Here is a 15,475-nt window from a genome sequence, read left to right on the forward strand (position 1 = left end):
CCCCCGCCCCCTCGAAGTACCGGCGCGGGTTGTCCACGAGAATGGTTTCGATGGTGCGGTCAGCGACACCCGCCTCGCGCAATGCGGGGATGACCTCCGTGGGTATGAGGCGGTAGTTCCATTTCTCACCCAGTTGGGGGCGTTCCTCCACCGAGACGAAGTCCATGAAGCAGGACGCATCATGCGAGACGACGATGCTCTCCGCGTAACCCCGGCGAACGAGACCCACGAGGGTGTCGATCCGCTGCTGGAGCGGCAGGAACGCGTCGAGCCCGAAACGGTCGAGACCCAGCAGCGAACCGGCGTCCGCCAGGCGGCAGAGATAGTCCAGATCGGTGCTGTCACCCGCATGGCCGATCACCACCCGGCTCAGATCGGTGCCCTCTTCCGCGAGAACCCGCTGCGCGACCAGTCCGGCCTCGGATCCGGCGTGCGTGTGCACGGTGATCGGAGCCCCGGTCTCGACCCCGGCCCGCGCGACCGCCCTCATCGTGCGCTCCACACCGGGAGTGAGACCCTGGGCGTCGATGGCGCACTTGAGGAAGGCCGCGCGCACGCCGGTGTCGCCGATCCCCTTCGTCAGGTCCTTGACGAACAGTTCGGTCAGCGGTTCCTCGATGTCGATGAGCAGGCCGGGCCCGCGGCTGAGGAACTGGTGCGGAAGGTCGTTGAAGGTGTAGAGCCCGGTCGCGACGATGATGTTCAGGTCCGTTCGCGCGGCGATGCGCTCGATGCGCGGGATGTACCGGCCGAGCCCCAGAACCGTGGGATCCAAAATGGTGTCGATGCCGAGGGACTTGAGCTCGTTCAGGTCGCGGACCGCCTGCTCGACCTTCTGGTCCTCGTCCCAATCGTCCTGGTAATTCTGCCGGTACTCCTCACCGAGCACGAAGACGTGCTCATGGACGAGCGTCCGGCCGAGCTCACGGGAATCGACAGGCCCGGCGGCCGTCTGTATTTCGGTCATGCCTGCCCATCCTCGGATTTCACAGCGCCACGACGACGGACTTGGTTTCGAGGTACTGCTCCAGCACGGCGTCGCCCTTCTCCCGGCCCCAGCCGCTCTGCTTGTATCCGCCGAAAGGCAGCTCGGAGCCGAAGACGTGATAGGTGTTGACGTGCACGGTTCCGGCCTTCAGCCGCTTGGCCAGCCGGTGCGCTTTCGACAGGTCGCGCGTCCACACCCCGGCCGCGAGGCCGTAGATAGTGTCATTGGCCTGCGCGGCCAGATCGTCGATGTCGCTGAACGGCAGGGCCGTGACGACCGGGCCGAAGATCTCCTCCCGGACGATCGGATGGTCCCGGTCGGGCCGCGCGATCACACTGGGCTGCACGTAGTATCCGTCGCGGTCCAGCGCACCGCCCCCGGCCAGGGTCCGGCCCCCGGAGTCCTTGCTCAGGTCGAGATATCGACCGACCCGTGCGAAGTGCTCCGCCGACACCAGGGGGCCCATGTCGGTGTCCGGATCGAGGCCGTAGCCCACCCGGATGCCGCGCGCATGCTCGGCGAGACCTTCGACGACTCGGTCGAATTGGGACTCGTGCACGTAGAGACGGCTGCCGGCGGAGCACACCTCGCCCTGGTTGTAGAAGATCGCCAGCGCGGCTCCCGCGATCGCGGCATCGACGTCCGCGTCGTCGAGGACGATGTTCGGCGACTTGCCGCCCAGCTCCAGTGAGACGCGCTTGAGGTTGCCGGCCGCGGCCCGCACGATGCTGCGGCCGACCTCGGTCGAGCCGGTGAAAGCGATCTTGTCGACGCCTTCGTGCGCGGCCAGATGGGCTCCGGCCCGTTCCCCGGGTCCCGGCACGATGTTGACCACGCCCGGCGGGACGCCGGCCTCGATGAGGAGTTCACCGATCCGCAGGGCGGTCAGCGGCGTCTGCTCGGCGGGCTTCAGGACGACGGTGTTGCCGGTGGCCAGTGCGGGGGCGAGCTTCCACGCGGCCATCAGGATCGGAACGTTCCAGGGGATGATCTGCCCGGTGACGCCCAGCGGTTCGCGGGTCGTGTAGGCGTGGAACTCCTGGCCCGGCATGTAGGGCACCGACGGCGTGACCGTCGTCCCGGTGATCCGCCGTGCCGCGCCGGCCATGTACCAGAACATGTCCGCGGCGAGCGGGATCTCGACGGCCAGCGCCGCGCCGGCCGGCTTTCCGCTGTCGAGCGATTCCAGTTCCGCGAGTTCTTCGGCGTGCTCGGCGATCAGGTCGCCGACGCGGTGCACGATGCGGCCCCGCTCGCTGGGCGACATGGCCGCCCATGCGCCTTCGGTGGCGCGACGGGCCGCGGCCACCGCGCGATCGACGTCCCGTTCCGATGCTTCCGCCACCGTGCCGAGCACTTTGCCGGTGCCCGGATCGATCGTCTCGAACGTCCTGCCGTCGAGGGCATCGACGAACTCGCCGCCGATGAACAGCCGGTGCGGCCGGGCGAGGAAGTCCGCCGCAAGCCTGGGGGGAGGGGTCATGTCGCCTTCTCCGTTCCGCGCCGGGCGAGAAATTCGAGGACGCGCGGGATGACGGCGTCCGGGTCTTCGAGACAGGGACTGTGACCCGCGGTCTTGATGCGCCAGAGTTCGGCGTTCGCAATCGCCTCGAACATCTCGTCCGACCAGGCCGGCGGGCGGGCCCGGTCCTGGGTCCCGGAGATGATGAGCGTCCGCGCGGTGATCAGCGGCAGCAGGGCGAGCGCGCTCTCCCGCTGGACGACGCCCCGTGCGGCATGGGCGAGCCTGGGGGAGAGTTCGCCGAGACGCCTGGTCCACGTCTCGTGGATGTCGGAGCGAGCCGGGTCGTTGAGAACGGTCGCCGCGAACAGGATGCCCTTGACGAAGTCGACGACCTCCGGGGTGAATCCCTCCCGCTCGAACCTGTCGACGAACGCCCCGAACAGGTCGCGGTTCTCGTCGGTCTCGGCCCCCGCCGACGAGCCCATCAGCACCAGCTTGCCGACCAGCTCGGGCCGGCGAGCCGCTATGCGGACCGCGACGTCGCCGCCCATCGACTGCCCGACGATCGACACGGAAGTGAGACCGAGCCGGTCGACCAGGGCGAGCACGTCGTCGGCGCACTGATCCATGGTCACGGTCGCGTCGGCTTCGTCCAGGCGGCCGGCCTGCCCGGGGAACTCCGGCGCGATGAACCGGAAGCGCCCGGCTCCGGCGGCGACGAGGCCGTCGAAGGAGCGCGGATCGAGGAACAGCGAGTGCAGGCAGAGCACGGGGCTCAGCTGCGATTCACCCGTGTCGATGGTCATGGGACCTCCAGATCCTTCGTGGCGAGGGGCGCGCTCACCCTCCGACGGTATGAGCCACGTCACCACCGTGTCAATATCTGAACCTTGCTTCAAATATTGAAATATTCGATATTTGACATGCGGTTCATAGTTTGCAACGGTGCGGACATGACCACTGTTTCCGACGTCATCGCAGGTGCACTGGCCCGTCACGGGGTCGAGACGATCCTCGGCCAGAGCAATCCGACCGAGTTGATGCTCGCCGCCGAGCGCATCGGAATCCGCCAGATCCTGTACCGGACGGAGAACGCGGGCGGCGCGATGGCCGACGGGTTCGCCCGGATCTCCGGCCGGATCGGGGTGGTGGCGGCCCAGAACGGCCCCGCCGCGACCCTGCTCGTCGCCCCGATGGGAGAGGCACTCAAGGCGTCGATACCGATGCTCGTGCTGGTGCAGGAGGTGCCGTCAGGCAGCCGCGACCGCAACGCCTTCCAGGAACTGGACCACTTCGCGCTGTTCGCGAGCGTCTCGAAGTGGACGCGGCGCATCGACGACCCCGCGCGGGTGGAGGACGCCATCGACCAGGCGTTCACCATGGCGAACAGCGGACGGCCCGGGCCGGTCGTCCTGCTCGTCCCCCGGGACGTCCTCGGAAGGCCCGCCGCGGCGGGGCGATTCGCGCGCACCGCGGATCTCGGGGCCTTCCCGCTCGACCGTCCCCGGCCGGACGCCGCCGCGGTGGCGCGGGCGGCGCGGCTCCTCGCCACGGCGCGGTCACCCCTGGTCGTCGCGGGCGGCGGAGTGCACGGTTCGGGCGCGGTGGCCGAACTGGCCGCGCTGCAGGAGATCGCCCACCTGCCCGTGGTCACGACGAACATGGGCAAGGGCGCCGTGGACGAATCGGGTCCGCTGTCACTGGGGGTCGCCGCCAACATCACCGGCGAGCGCGGACCCGCGCACTTTCACCTCCCCCTGATCGCCGGAGCCGATGTCGTCCTGCTGGTCGGTACCCGGACGAATGAGAACGGCACCGAGGGCTGGACGCTGACGTCCCCCGACGCCACCTATATCCACATCGACGTCGACCCGCTTGAGGTGGGACGAAACTACGAGTCCGTACGCCTGCTCGGCGATGCGCGGGCCGCGCTCGGGGACCTCACGGCCGCCCTGGCGGCGACCGATCTCTCCCTCCGCGCCGCCCGGTCGCAGGAGCTCAGAGCCACCATCGCCGCCGGCCGCCGGCAGCACTTCGAGGCCGTCACCCCGCTGCTGGAATCCGGTGAGACCCCCATCGCCCCGGAACGCCTTTTCGCCGAGCTCGGCCGGCTCCTGGACCCCGCCGACATCGTGGTCGCCGACGCCAGTTACTCCTCGTTCTGGATCGCCGGCCACCTCCTGGCGAAGCGGCCCGGTCAGCGCTTCCTCATGCCACGAGGTCTGGCCGGCCTCGGGTGGGGGCTGCCGCTGGCCCTCGGCGCGAAAATCGCCGCGCCCGGACGGCGTGTCATCGCGGTCGTCGGCGACGGTGGCTTCGCACACGTCTGGTCCGAGCTGGAAACCGCCGTGCGAGAGCGCCTTCCGGTGACCGTCGTGGTGCTCAACAACTCGGTCCTCGGAGCCCAGCGGCATGCCGAGAACGCCGTGTTCGGCGAAACGACCACCGGTGTGGAGTTCGACCCCGTGGACCACGCCGCCATCGCGACCGCCGTGGGAGCCACGGGGATCGTGGTGGATCGCCCGGACGCCGTCGCCCCCGCATTGCGGAAAGCGCTGGACTCCGGCCACACCACGGTCATCGACGTGATCGTCGACCCCGACGCCTATCCGCCCGTCCGGGCGTTCGACGCGTTCACCGACCGGCTCAACGCCCCGCTGCATCGGGCGGCGCCCGCCTCACAAACCTGATAATTTCAGATAGTGAACAGCACTTCGAATAAGCCCGCCCAGCAGACGCTGCAGACAGTCGAGCGAGCACTGAGCTTTCTCGAGTACGTGGCCGCCGCCGAGTCCGCGCCGACGGTGCAGCAGGTCTCCGCCGGCCTCGGCCTGAACATCACGACCTGCTACCACCTGATGCGGACGCTGCTCGCGCGTGGCTACCTCGAACGCCGGGCCGACGCCACACTCCGGCTCGGAGCCGGCGTGGGCGCCCTGTTCCGGACCTACCAGCTCAGTTTCAACATCAACGACAAGCTCGCGAGCATCATCGGCGAACTCGCCGACACGACCGCCGAGACCTCGTTCCTGTCGACTCTCGACGACAGGAACGTGATCCTGAAAGTCCTGGTCGAAGGGTCGCAGCCGCTGCGTGCCAGCGGGCTCTACATCGGCCTCACGGGCAACGAGCCGCACCGCGCCGCGGGCAAAGCGGTACTCGCCCACGCCGATGCCACGCTGCGGGACGAGATCATCGCACGCAACCTGACCGGCATGGCCCCGACCGCCCAGCGGCGTTTTCGCACGGCTCTGCTCCAGGAACTCGAAGAGGTCCGGGCAAGGCGGTGGGCCGTTGACATCGACTCCAGCCCCGGCATCACGGCGATCGGTTCCCCGTTCTTCAAACATGACGGTTCCATAGTCGGTGCCGTCGGAATCGTCGCACCGACATCGCGGTTCAGCGAAGCCCGGGACAAGCTGGTCGGCACGGTGCTCGACGCGGCGAACAAGGCGACGGCAGTCCTCGGCCTTGCACCATGAGGCCGCACGCCGCATCCCTGCGCGTGGCCAAGTGCGTCCAACGGGCCGGATGCGGGGCTAGGGCAGGTTCCGGATCTCCTCGATGATTCCGGGCATCGCCGCGCCGGTGCGGCGGAACCAGTCGAGCAGGGTGGCCACCTGCTCGTCGGAGTAGGCGTCGAGGTTCGCGTGGAAGGCGCGGGCGATCGGCTCGAAGTAGCGGGCGAACTCGGCGACGTTCTCCTCGACCAGCTCGACGATCACGCGCCGGCGGTCGTCGGGGTCACGGGTGCGCTTGACGTAGCCGGCGCGCTCCAGCCGGTCGATGACGGCGGTGATCGCGCCGCCGGTCGTGATGCCCATGAGCTGCGCGAGCCGTCCCGGCGTCTGCGGCCCGTCCAGTTGCAGCGCGTTCACGCACTGCGCGTCGGTGACGTTCAGGCCCGCCTTGCTCGCGGTGGCGTGATGGAGCAGCACCGTGAACATGGTGCCGCGCTGCATCGCCGCCTGCAGCTCCCCGACCATCCGCTCGCGCTCCGGGGTCGACACGCCCACCTCTCCCTCTGCATCTGTGCAGATAAAGCCTAGTGGCCGGTTCTGGACAGAGCCACCAAGGGGGCGGTGTGTGGCGCACGAGACACCACTCTTACCGTGTCTCCTCTCTTACTGCGCCTCCTCCGCGATCTGCTTGGCCCACCGGTAGTCGGCCTTGCCCGCCGGGGAGCGTTTCACCTCGTCCACGAACGCGTAGACGCGCGGCACCTTGTAACCCGACAGCTCCCTGCGGCAGTGCGCGTCCAGATCGGCGGAGGACGGCGTGTCCCCGGACGGCTGGACGACCGCCGCGACGCGGCTCCCCCAGCGCTCGTCCGGGACGCCCGTCACGACCGCGTCGTACACGGCCGGATGCCCCTTGAGGACGGCCTCGACCTCCTCCGGGAACACCTTCTCGCCCCCGGTGTTGATGGCCTGCGACCCCCGCCCGTAGACGGCGATCGACCCGTCCTCCTCCACGGTCGCGATGTCTCCGGTGAGCAGCCAGCGCCTGCCGTCCACCACCGGGAACGTCCTCGCCGTCTTCTCCGGGTCGTTGTAGTAGCCCTGCGCGATGTAACCGGTGCGGGCGACCTGGCCGATGACACCCGAACCCGGTTCGACCGGCCGGAGCGCATCGTCCAGGACGGTGACGTCCTCGACGTCCGGCGCGAACCGCAGCCCCTTCTCCGGGGTGGAGCCGGCGACCGCCGCGGCCGTCGAGCCCGACTCGGTGGACCCGAACCGGTCGAGGATCATCGTGTTCGGCAGCAGCCGCTGGATGCGGTCGCGGACCGTCCCGGTGAAGATCGCGCCGGTGGAGACGTAGGCGAGCAGGGACGAGGTGTCGTAGGTCCCGCGCTCCAGCTCGTCGGCCATCGGGATCGCCATCGCGTCCCCGGTGATCGTCAGCGAGTTGACCTTCTCCCGCTCGATCGTCCGCCACACCTGCGCCGCGTCGAACTTGCGCGTGTAGACCAGCGTCGCGCCCATGAACCAGGCGATCCACGTCGCCATCTGCGCGGCGCCGTGCATCAGCGGCGCGACCGGCATCATCACCATCGGGCCGCCGCCCCGCGCGTTCTCCACGACGTCCTCGGGCTTCGCGGGCGGCGGGTACGCCGGGTTCCAGAACGCCAGGAGCATCTGCTCGGTCGACCACATGACGCCCTTCGGCATCCCGGTCGTCCCGCCCGTGTAGATGATGTAGCGGTCGTCGGCGGACCGCGCCGGGAAGCCGCGGGTTCCGTCCGCGTTCCGCAGCGCCTCGTCGTAGCCGACCGCGCCCGGGATGGACGGGGCGCCGCCCACCGCGATCAGATGCCGCAGCTCGGGCGCCCGCGGGGCGACGGCGGCGACCCGGTCCTCGAACTCGGCGTCGTACAGCAGCGCGACGCTGTCGGAGTCCCGGTACACGTAGAGCAGTTCGCTCTCCACGTACCGGTAGTTGACGTTGACCGGCACCGCGCGGATCTTCAGCGCCGCCAGCAGCGCGGCCGCGTACTCGACGCCGTTGTAGAGCTGGATCGCGACATGCCGGCCGGGCCGGACACCCGCGTCCTGGAGATGGTGCGCGAGCCGGTTCGCGTGCTCGTCCAGCTCGGCGTAGGTGAGCCGCCGGTCGCCGCACACCAGGGCGACACGCTCCCCGATCGCGTCCGCGACTCCCTCGAACAGGTCAGCGTGGTTGAACTCCATCGGGGATCCTCCGGAGGGGGTTTGCGCGCCTTGGCCAGGGTTTTCAGGGTTTGTCGCTGCCGACGATCCACATCGCGAAGAACTGGGCGCCGCCGCCGTAGGCGTGGCCGAGCGCGCGGCGCGCACCGTCCACCTGGTGCTCGCCCGCCAGGCCCCGCACCTGCAGCGCCGCCTCCGCGAACCGGATCATCCCGGACGCACCGATCGGGTTGGACGACAGCACGCCGCCGGAGGCGTTCCACGGGATGTCGCCGTCCAGCGCCGTCGCGCCCGCCTCGGTGAGCTTCCAGCCCTCGCTCTCACCGCAGAACCCGAGGTTCTCCAGCCACATCGGCTCGTACCAGGAGAACGGGACGTACACCTCGGCGCAGTCGAGTTCGCGGCGCGGGTCGGTGATGCCGGCCTGCCGGTACACGTCCGCCGCCGCGTCCTTGCCGCCCTGCGGGCTGACGCTGTCGCGTCCGGCGAACGTCATCGGCTCCGAGCGCATCGACGTGCCGTGCACCCAGGCGGGCGGGGACGGCGCCTTCTTGGCCGCGTCCTCCGAGGCCAGCACCATCGCGCACGCGCCGTCCGAGGACGGGCACGTCTCCAGGTAGCGGATCGGCTCCCACAGCATCGGCGTCGACTCGACCATCTCGCGGGAGATGCCGGGGATCTTCAGGTGCGCGTACGGGTTCTTCAGCGCGTTCTGCCGGTCCTTGACCGCGACGAGCGTGCCGATGTGGTCGGGCGCGCCGGACCGCCGCATGTAGGCGCGGATGTGCGGCGCGAAGTACCCGCCCGCGCCCACGACGAGGGACGTCGTGAACGGCGAGTTCACGGTCAGCGCCCACGTCGCGTTCGACTCCGACTGCTTCTCCCACGCGATCGTGAGGACGCGCTCGTGGACGCCGCCCTGGATCAGGCCCGCCGCGACGATCGCCGTGGACCCGCCGACCGAGCCCGCCGTGTGCACCCGCATGATCGGCTTGCCGGTGGCGCCGAGCGCGTCCGCGAGGAACGTCTCCGGCATCATCACGCCCTCGAACAGGTCGGGGGCCTTGCCGACGACGACCGCGTCGATGTCCTTCCAGGTCAGCTGGGCGTCCTCCAGCGCCCGCTTGGCCGCCTCGCGCAGCAGCCCGGCCATCGACACGTCCAGCCGCTTCGTCCGGTACGCCGTCTGCCCGACGCCGATGATCGCGCAACGGTCAGCCATTCTTCTCTCCCGACAGGACGCAGACGAGGTTCTGCTGAAGGCAGGGACCGGACGAGGCGTGCCCCAGCGTCCGGGACGCCGTCCCGTCGTGGATGCGGGCCGCGGCCTCGCCGATCCGGATGAGGCCGGCCGCCATCATCGGGTTCGCCGACAGCGCCCCGCCGGACGGGTTGACCGTCACGTCGTCGCCCAGGCCGAGGGCCTCCCGCAGGATCAGCTCCTCGTGCGTGTACTGCGCGTGCAGTTCCGCCACCTCGATGCCGTCCGCGCCCGCCTTCTCGCCCGCGAGGCGCGCCGACTCCGAACGGGTCAGGTCGCGCACACCCGGCGCGTGCGCCTCGGTGCGGTGGTCGATCCCGGTGATCCACGCGGGACGTTCGCACAGCTCGCGCGCCGTGTCGCCGGCCGCGAGGACGATCGCCGCGGCGCCGTCGGTGACGGGCGCGACATCGTAGGGGTGCAGCGGGGCCACGTCGTAGTCGTGGTCGGCGGCAGAGCCGTCCGGGTCGGGAAGGTGCAGCGCGAACGGGTTGCTGCGGCCGGCGGCGCGGGACCGGGCGGCCACGGCGCGCAGGTCGTCCTCCTTGGCGCCCGACCGTTCCAGGTAGGCGCGGGCCTGGAGCGCGGCCAGCGACACCGCGTCGATGCCGAGCGGCGCCACCGTGTACGGGTCGAGCTGCTGCGTCAGGATCGCCCGCAGGTGGCCCTGCGTCGACTTCCCGAACCCGTACACGAGCGCGGTGTCGATGTCGCCGTGCAGGAGTTTCACCCACGCCTCGTACAGCGCCCACGCGCCGTCCATCTCGACGTGGCTCTCGGAGATCGGCGGCCACGCGCCGACCGTGTCCAGCGCCGACACGAACGCGAACGGCGCACCGGCGAGGTAGTCGCAGGAGCCGGAGCAGGTGAAGCCGAACCGCCGCCGGCCCGTCTTCTCCTTGATCTCGGTGATGACGGGGGCGAGCATCTCGATCTCCGCCAGCCCCAGGTCCTCACCGCTGTGCCTGGTCTGCGCGAAGGCGACCACCGCGATGTCCCTGCTCATCCGCCTCCCTCCGTCCGGCGGCGGGCAGCCGCCCTCCCGCGCGTCACATGAAGTCCTTGATCTCTTCGAAGGGGACGTCGGGCTCGTCGATGGGCTCGAACCATTTGATGTTGGCCATCGTCCGGTCCCATTCCTCGCGGGGACGCCACGCCGCCTTCACCCGCATGCCCATCCGGACCTGGTCCGCCGGAATGCCCGCGACGAGCGTCAGCATCGTCAGGCCCGCCCCGTCCAGCAGGACGTAGGCCGACACGAACGGCACCTCCGGGGCGCGCGGGTCGGGGATGTTGTTGACCGCGAACGTGGTGACGGTGCCGGTGTCCGGCAGCTCGACCTCCTCGCTCGTGGCGACGCCGTCGCGCGGGCACAGGCCCTTCATCGGGACGATGACCTGCTCGCACACCGGGCAGCGGTGACCGAGGATCCTGCCCTGGGAGATGCCCTCCAGGAAGCGGCCGAGCGCCCGCCCGCCCTTGAGCTCGTACTCCAGCCGCGTCGGCGCGTTGATCGTCGTGACCTCGGGCTGGAAGCACTCGATGTCGCCGATGCCGCCGGAGCGGTCCGGACGCCAGCGGGGCCGCACCCGCATGCCCGACTTGAGGAACCGCGGAGGCTTCGCGCCCTCCTCGAAGACGCCGACGTCGAGCGCGTGCAGGATCGCGGTGTCGGCGCCGTCCGGCCTGATCAGCGCCCACGCGAACGGGCGGCCGAGCGGGTGCTCCTTCGCCGGGCGCGGCACCCACGACCATGTCGTGACCGTCCCGGCCGGGCCGACCTCGACGAACTCGTCCGTCACGTCCTCGCCGGTGTCCGGGTCGTACTCCGACGGCGGGACCAGCACCTTCCCGGCCGCCGTGCGGACGCCGACCAGCCGGCCGTCGCGCAGCTCGCTGAGGAACCGTCCGATCACCGGGCCGACCGAGCGCGTGTAGCCGCCCGGGAACTCCAGGACGTGGTTCGGCTCAGATGGCCCCGTGTCAGATGGCACTGGCGCGGTCCTCCCAGTACGGGTCCCGCAGCTTGCGCTTGAGGAGCTTGCCGTTGGGCTCGCGCGGCATCGTCTCGATGAAGTCGATGGACCTCGGCCACTTCATCTTGGCGAGCCGTCCCTCCAGCGACGCGAGGATCTCCTCGGCGAGCGCGGGGCCCGGCTCGACGCCCTCGGCGGGCTCGACGACGGCCTTGATCTGCTCGCCCCACTCCTCGTCCGGGATGCCGAACACGGCCACGTCCGCGACCTTCGGGTTCAAGATGATCTCGTTCTCGATCTCGGCGGGGTAGATGTTCGCGCCACCCGAGATGATCATGTCGGCCTTGCGGTCGGACAGGAACAGGAACCCGTCGTCGGTGAGATAGCCGATGTCGCCGACGGTGAAGTAGTCCTTGAGCCGGTTCTTCTCCGTCTTCTCCTTGTCGCCCTTGTACTCGAACTGGACGCCGGCCATCTTCATGTAGATCGTGCCGTGCGTGCCGTTCGGGACGGGGTTGCCCTCGTCGTCCACGATCAGCAGCTCGCTGATCGGCCACGCGCTGCCGACGGTGCCGGGGTGGGCGCGCCAGTCGGCCGGGCTCGCGATGGTCCCGCCGCCCTCGGTCGCCGCGTAGTACTCCCAGATGCAGTCGCCCCACCAGTCGAGCATCTGCTGCTTGATCGGCACCGGGCACGGCGCCGCCGCGTGGATCGCCCACTTCATGCTCGACACGTCGTACCGCGACCGGACGTCCTCGGGCAGCGCCAGCAGCCGCTTGAAGTGCGTCGGCACCATGTGGGTGTTGCTGACCCGGTGTTCCTGGATCATCCGCAGGGTGTCTTCGGCCTCCCACTTGTCCATGTAGACGAGCGTGTGGCCCATGTGCAGGGCGGTGCCGCCGAACTGGGTGACGGCCGTGTGGTAGTTCGGCGAGGTGATCAGATGGGCCTGGTACTCGCCCCCGGCCGGACGTCCCGGCGGGATGCCGAACATGCCGGGCAGGAACGTCATCAGCTCGGCGCTGTCGTCGGGGTCGAAGCCGGCCAGCGCCCGCTTCACGCCCTTCGGCCGTCCCGTCGTCCCGGACGTGTAGTGCATGGTGGCGCCGTTGCTGCGGTCGTCCGGAAGCGTGTCGGGCCGCCCCTCGACCAGTTCCTCGTAGGGCCGGAAGCCCGCGACGTCGCCGAACGAGAACCGCCGGTGCGCCTCGATCTCCTCGCCCGCGCGCACGCCCTCCTCGGCGTACCGCTCGTGGACGAAGAACGCCTTGGCCTCGCTGTCGGCGACGATGTAGCCGATCTCCGGGCCGGTCAGGTGCCAGTTGATCGGCGTGTAGTACCAGCCGGCCTGCAACGCCGCCAGGTACAGCACGAGGCCCTCGGCACCGTTCGGGACGAGCCCGCAGATGCCGTCGCCTTTCTCCAGGCCGAGCGCGCGCAGCCCGTGAACGAGCCGGTTCGAGCGGGCCAGCAGATCGCCCGCGGCGTGTTCCGTTCCGTCCGGATCAACGGCGGCGATCCACTCGGGATCGGCCTGCGCCAACCGCCAGAAGCCCAATGACCCCATCGGTTCTCCCTACGTGATCATAGTGAGCACCGTCACACCGCGGCACCCGAAGTCCAAAGTAGATCACGTTCTCGTTTTGTAGTTCAAGACCTACCGGGAGGGCGGCGGCTTAACTAGAATCTGTTCTCGTTTTATTTCGAGCTGGAGGAACCATGGCGGAACGGCTGCCGATCAGCACCGAGCACTGCATCGTCGAGCGCGACGGCCACGTCGTCATCGTCACGATGAACCGGCCCGAGGCGCGCAACGCGCTCAGCTCGTCCATGCTGGTCGGCCTCGCCGACGCCTGGGCCTACATGTCCGACACGCCGGAGGTGCGGGTCGGCATCCTCACCGGCGCCGGGGGGACGTTCTGCGCGGGCGCCGACCTGAAGGCGATGGGGCAGCAGCCGTCGGACCCGCGCGTCCAGGAGCGCATGGCGCAGATTCCGAACTTCCACTGGAAGGGCCTGCTGCGTGAGGGCCAGCCGACCAAGCCGCTGATCTGCGCCATCGAGGGCTACGCGGTCGCCGGCGGAACCGAACTCCTGGTGGGCACCGACCTGCGCGTCGTCGCCGAGAGCGCGACCCTCGGCCTGTACGAGGCGAAGCGCGGCCTGTTCCCGATGGGCGGCTCGGCGATCCGGCTCCCCCGCCAGATCGGCTACGCCAACGCGATGGACATCCTCCTGACGGCCCGCTCGGTGGCCCCGCGGGAGGCCCTGGCGATGGGTCTGATCAACAAGATCGTCCCGGACGGCACCGCGCTCGCCGCCGCCCGCGAACTCGCCGGCCAGATCGCCGAATGCGGCCCGCTCGCCGTCCAGGGCATCCTGCGCACCTACCGTGAGACCGCCCACCTCCCGGAGGAGGCGGCCCTCAAGATCTCCGACGAGATCGGCTGGCCCGTCATCGGCTCCGAGGACGCCAAGGAGGGCTCCCGCGCCTTCAAGGAAAAGCGCCCCGCCGTCTATCACGGCAAGTAGCACCTTTCCGGCACAGGAGAACGCCCTCCGCACAGAGCCGGTGTCCCGTCTCCGCCGCGCTGGACGAGTGGGAGGCCGCCGGGCGCCCCGGTGCAAAATCTCACGAAGGGTTCATGGCGGAGATCCTCGGCGGCGCCGAGAACTGAGTGCGGCCCGAGGTCCGGCCGGCGCCGGGGGGACAGCGCCGGCCGGGGGCCTGGGGGCGGAGCGTCAGGCTTCGGTGATGGTGTTGAGGCGCTCGATGGCCTCGACGTACTCCTCGATCAGGTCGTAGACGACCTGGGCGGCCGGCTTGACCCGGTTCATCGAGCCGACGATCTGGCCGACCGGGAAGGTGACCAGTTCACCGTCGCCGGAGCGCTGGATGCGGGGCAGGGCGTCCGCGATCAGCATGAACTGCAGCGGCATCGGAAGGTAGCCGGGGGACTGCTCGCTCTCCCACGCCTCGGTCCACGCGGTCTTGAGAAAGCGCGCGGGCTTGCCCGTCCAGGCACGGGACCGGACGGTGTCGCGGGAGGTGGCGCTGAGCAGCTTCGGCAGGGCCCGCTCGGGGGTGTCGGCCTCCTCGACGGTCAGCCAGATCGAACCCGTCCAGACGCCGTCCGCGCCGAGCGCCATGCCCGCGGCCATCTGCCGGCCCCGGCCGATGCCGCCCGCGGCGAGCACGATCGTCTCGTCGCCGACCGCGTCCACGACCTCGGGGATCAGGACCATCGTGGAGACGTCGCCGGTGTGACCGCCGGCCTCGGTGCCCTGCGCGACGATGATGTCCACGCCGACCTCGACCTGCTTGCGGGCGTGCCGTGCGCTGGACGCCAGGCCCGCGACCTTCACGCCGTGCTCGTGGGCCTGCTCGACGACGTCCGCCGGGGGCGGGCCGAGCGCGTTGGCCAGCAGCGCGATCGGGTGCTTGAGCGCGACCTCGACCTGCGGGCGGGCGGTCTGGTCCGTCCAGCCGAGCAGCGCCTTCGTCGCGGTGCCGGTGGACGGCTCGACGCCGTGCCCGGCGAGCAGGTCCTCCAGGAACCTCCGGTGCTCGGCGGGGATCATGCTCTGCAGCTTGCCGAGCATTTCCTCGGCGTCGCCCAGGTCGGCGCCCTCGTACTTGGCGGGCATGACCACGTCCACGCCGTAGGGCTTGCCGCCGACATGCTCGTCGATCCACTTGAGTTCGAGTTCGAGCTCCTCGGGAGTGAAGTGCAGGGCGCCGAGGACGCCCATGCCGCCGGCGCGGCTCACCGCCGCGACCACGTCGCGGCAGTGACTGAACGCAAAGATCGGGTACTCGATGCCGAATAGCTCGGTGACTCGTGTCCGCACAGCTTCGACCCTAGGCGCGCACCCACAAAACTGCAACAGGTTCTACTTACGAACCTCGCCATTAAGGGGTCTTCACCACTCATTTAGAACACGTATCACCGAGATCTTCGGCGGGCACGCGAAAAGACCCGCGCGGTGCGCGGGCCTTTGGCGGGGTGTCAGCGGCGTTTGGGCGGGCCGGCGGAGCGGCGCCGCTGGCGCTGGCTGCCGGGTGCCGGACGGCGGGCCGAGGGCGGCGAGGCCGGCGGAGCGGCCGGGGCC

Annotated in this window: 13 protein-coding genes; 3 read left to right on the forward strand and 10 right to left on the reverse strand. The window is 70.0% G+C overall.

Going from position 1 to position 15,475, the window contains the following annotated elements; genetic code table 11:
- From AF1_RS28220 to AF1_RS28230, 3 genes are all read right to left on the reverse strand, one after another.
- A partial coding sequence (locus tag AF1_RS28220; protein WP_157419327.1) for a phosphotriesterase family protein occupies positions 1–967 on the reverse strand: 967 nt, incomplete at its 3' end.
- Positions 968–986: 19 nt separating this feature from the next.
- Complete coding sequence (locus AF1_RS28225) at positions 987–2,471, reverse strand: aldehyde dehydrogenase family protein (protein WP_067805964.1); 1,485 nt, start codon at positions 2,469–2,471, stop codon at positions 987–989.
- A complete protein-coding gene (locus tag AF1_RS28230; RefSeq protein WP_067805967.1) occupies positions 2,468–3,259 on the reverse strand; it encodes an alpha/beta fold hydrolase in 792 nt (263 codons plus the stop codon). The genes AF1_RS28225 and AF1_RS28230 overlap by 4 nt, the downstream gene beginning before the upstream one ends.
- Before the next feature lie 147 nt (positions 3,260–3,406).
- Here AF1_RS28230 and AF1_RS28235 point away from each other — a divergent pair, with 147 nt between their 5' ends.
- Together AF1_RS28235 and AF1_RS28240 are read left to right on the forward strand one after the other, a co-directional pair.
- Positions 3,407–5,143 carry an acetolactate synthase catalytic subunit gene (locus AF1_RS28235; protein WP_207393946.1) on the forward strand — a complete coding sequence of 579 codons (1,737 nt, stop codon included), beginning with the start codon at positions 3,407–3,409 and terminating at the stop codon, positions 5,141–5,143.
- Positions 5,144–5,155: 12 nt separating this feature from the next.
- Positions 5,156–5,935 (forward strand): IclR family transcriptional regulator, encoded by a 780-nt coding sequence (locus tag AF1_RS28240; protein ID WP_084263423.1) that lies wholly within the window; start codon positions 5,156–5,158, stop codon positions 5,933–5,935.
- A gap of 57 nt (positions 5,936–5,992) precedes the next feature.
- Here the strand turns inward: AF1_RS28240 and AF1_RS28245 are convergent, their stop codons facing one another.
- The 6 genes from AF1_RS28245 to AF1_RS28270 all read right to left on the reverse strand — a co-directional run bounded on the left by AF1_RS28245 (position 5,993) and on the right by AF1_RS28270 (position 12,929).
- Positions 5,993–6,463 (reverse strand): MarR family winged helix-turn-helix transcriptional regulator, encoded by a 471-nt coding sequence (locus AF1_RS28245; protein ID WP_207393947.1) that lies wholly within the window; start codon positions 6,461–6,463, stop codon positions 5,993–5,995.
- 114 nt (positions 6,464–6,577) lie between these two features.
- On the reverse strand, positions 6,578–8,146 hold the full coding sequence (locus tag AF1_RS28250) for an acyl-CoA synthetase (protein WP_067805985.1): 1,569 nt from the start codon (positions 8,144–8,146) through the stop codon (positions 6,578–6,580).
- A 43-nt stretch (positions 8,147–8,189) separates the two neighbouring features.
- On the reverse strand, positions 8,190–9,347 hold the full coding sequence (locus tag AF1_RS28255) for a thiolase domain-containing protein (protein WP_067805988.1): 1,158 nt from the start codon (positions 9,345–9,347) through the stop codon (positions 8,190–8,192).
- On the reverse strand, positions 9,340–10,392 hold the full coding sequence (locus AF1_RS28260) for a thiolase domain-containing protein (protein WP_067805991.1): 1,053 nt from the start codon (positions 10,390–10,392) through the stop codon (positions 9,340–9,342). The genes AF1_RS28255 and AF1_RS28260 overlap by 8 nt, the downstream gene beginning before the upstream one ends.
- A 43-nt stretch (positions 10,393–10,435) precedes the next feature.
- Positions 10,436–11,380 (reverse strand): Zn-ribbon domain-containing OB-fold protein, encoded by a 945-nt coding sequence (locus tag AF1_RS28265; protein WP_067805994.1) that lies wholly within the window; start codon positions 11,378–11,380, stop codon positions 10,436–10,438.
- Positions 11,370–12,929: an acyl-CoA synthetase gene (locus AF1_RS28270; RefSeq protein WP_067805999.1), complete on the reverse strand. Its 1,560-nt coding sequence runs from the start codon at positions 12,927–12,929 to the stop codon at positions 11,370–11,372. Before AF1_RS28270 ends, AF1_RS28265 begins: the two co-directional genes overlap by 11 nt.
- Before the next feature lie 152 nt (positions 12,930–13,081).
- Between AF1_RS28270 and AF1_RS28275 the strand changes: the two genes are divergently transcribed.
- Positions 13,082–13,894 (forward strand): crotonase/enoyl-CoA hydratase family protein, encoded by an 813-nt coding sequence (locus tag AF1_RS28275; protein WP_067806003.1) that lies wholly within the window; start codon positions 13,082–13,084, stop codon positions 13,892–13,894.
- 210 nt (positions 13,895–14,104) lie between these two features.
- On the opposite strand, the gene AF1_RS28280 is transcribed toward AF1_RS28275, so the two are convergent.
- On the reverse strand, positions 14,105–15,214 hold the full coding sequence (locus AF1_RS28280; protein ID WP_067806005.1) for an NAD(P)H-dependent flavin oxidoreductase: 1,110 nt from the start codon (positions 15,212–15,214) through the stop codon (positions 14,105–14,107).
- Between the last annotated feature and the right edge of the window lie 261 nt (positions 15,215–15,475).

The organism is Actinomadura formosensis NBRC 14204, assembly GCF_001552155.1.
GTDB lineage: Bacteria > Actinomycetota > Actinomycetes > Streptosporangiales > Streptosporangiaceae > Spirillospora > Spirillospora formosensis.

Coding starts and splice junctions, on each gene's coding strand:
- AF1_RS28255 (WP_067805988.1), bottom strand. CDS start 9,347: ATGGCTGACCGTTGCGCGATCATCGGCGTCGGGCAGACGGCGTACCGG.
- AF1_RS28230 (WP_067805967.1), bottom strand. CDS start 3,259: ATGACCATCGACACGGGTGAATCGCAGCTGAGCCCCGTGCTCTGCCTG.
- AF1_RS28260 (WP_067805991.1), bottom strand. CDS start 10,392: ATGAGCAGGGACATCGCGGTGGTCGCCTTCGCGCAGACCAGGCACAGC.
- AF1_RS28225 (WP_067805964.1), bottom strand. CDS start 2,471: ATGACCCCTCCCCCCAGGCTTGCGGCGGACTTCCTCGCCCGGCCGCAC.
- AF1_RS28235 (WP_207393946.1), top strand. CDS start 3,407: ATGACCACTGTTTCCGACGTCATCGCAGGTGCACTGGCCCGTCACGGG.
- AF1_RS28275 (WP_067806003.1), top strand. CDS start 13,082: ATGGCGGAACGGCTGCCGATCAGCACCGAGCACTGCATCGTCGAGCGC.
- AF1_RS28250 (WP_067805985.1), bottom strand. CDS start 8,146: ATGGAGTTCAACCACGCTGACCTGTTCGAGGGAGTCGCGGACGCGATC.
- AF1_RS28270 (WP_067805999.1), bottom strand. CDS start 12,929: ATGGGGTCATTGGGCTTCTGGCGGTTGGCGCAGGCCGATCCCGAGTGG.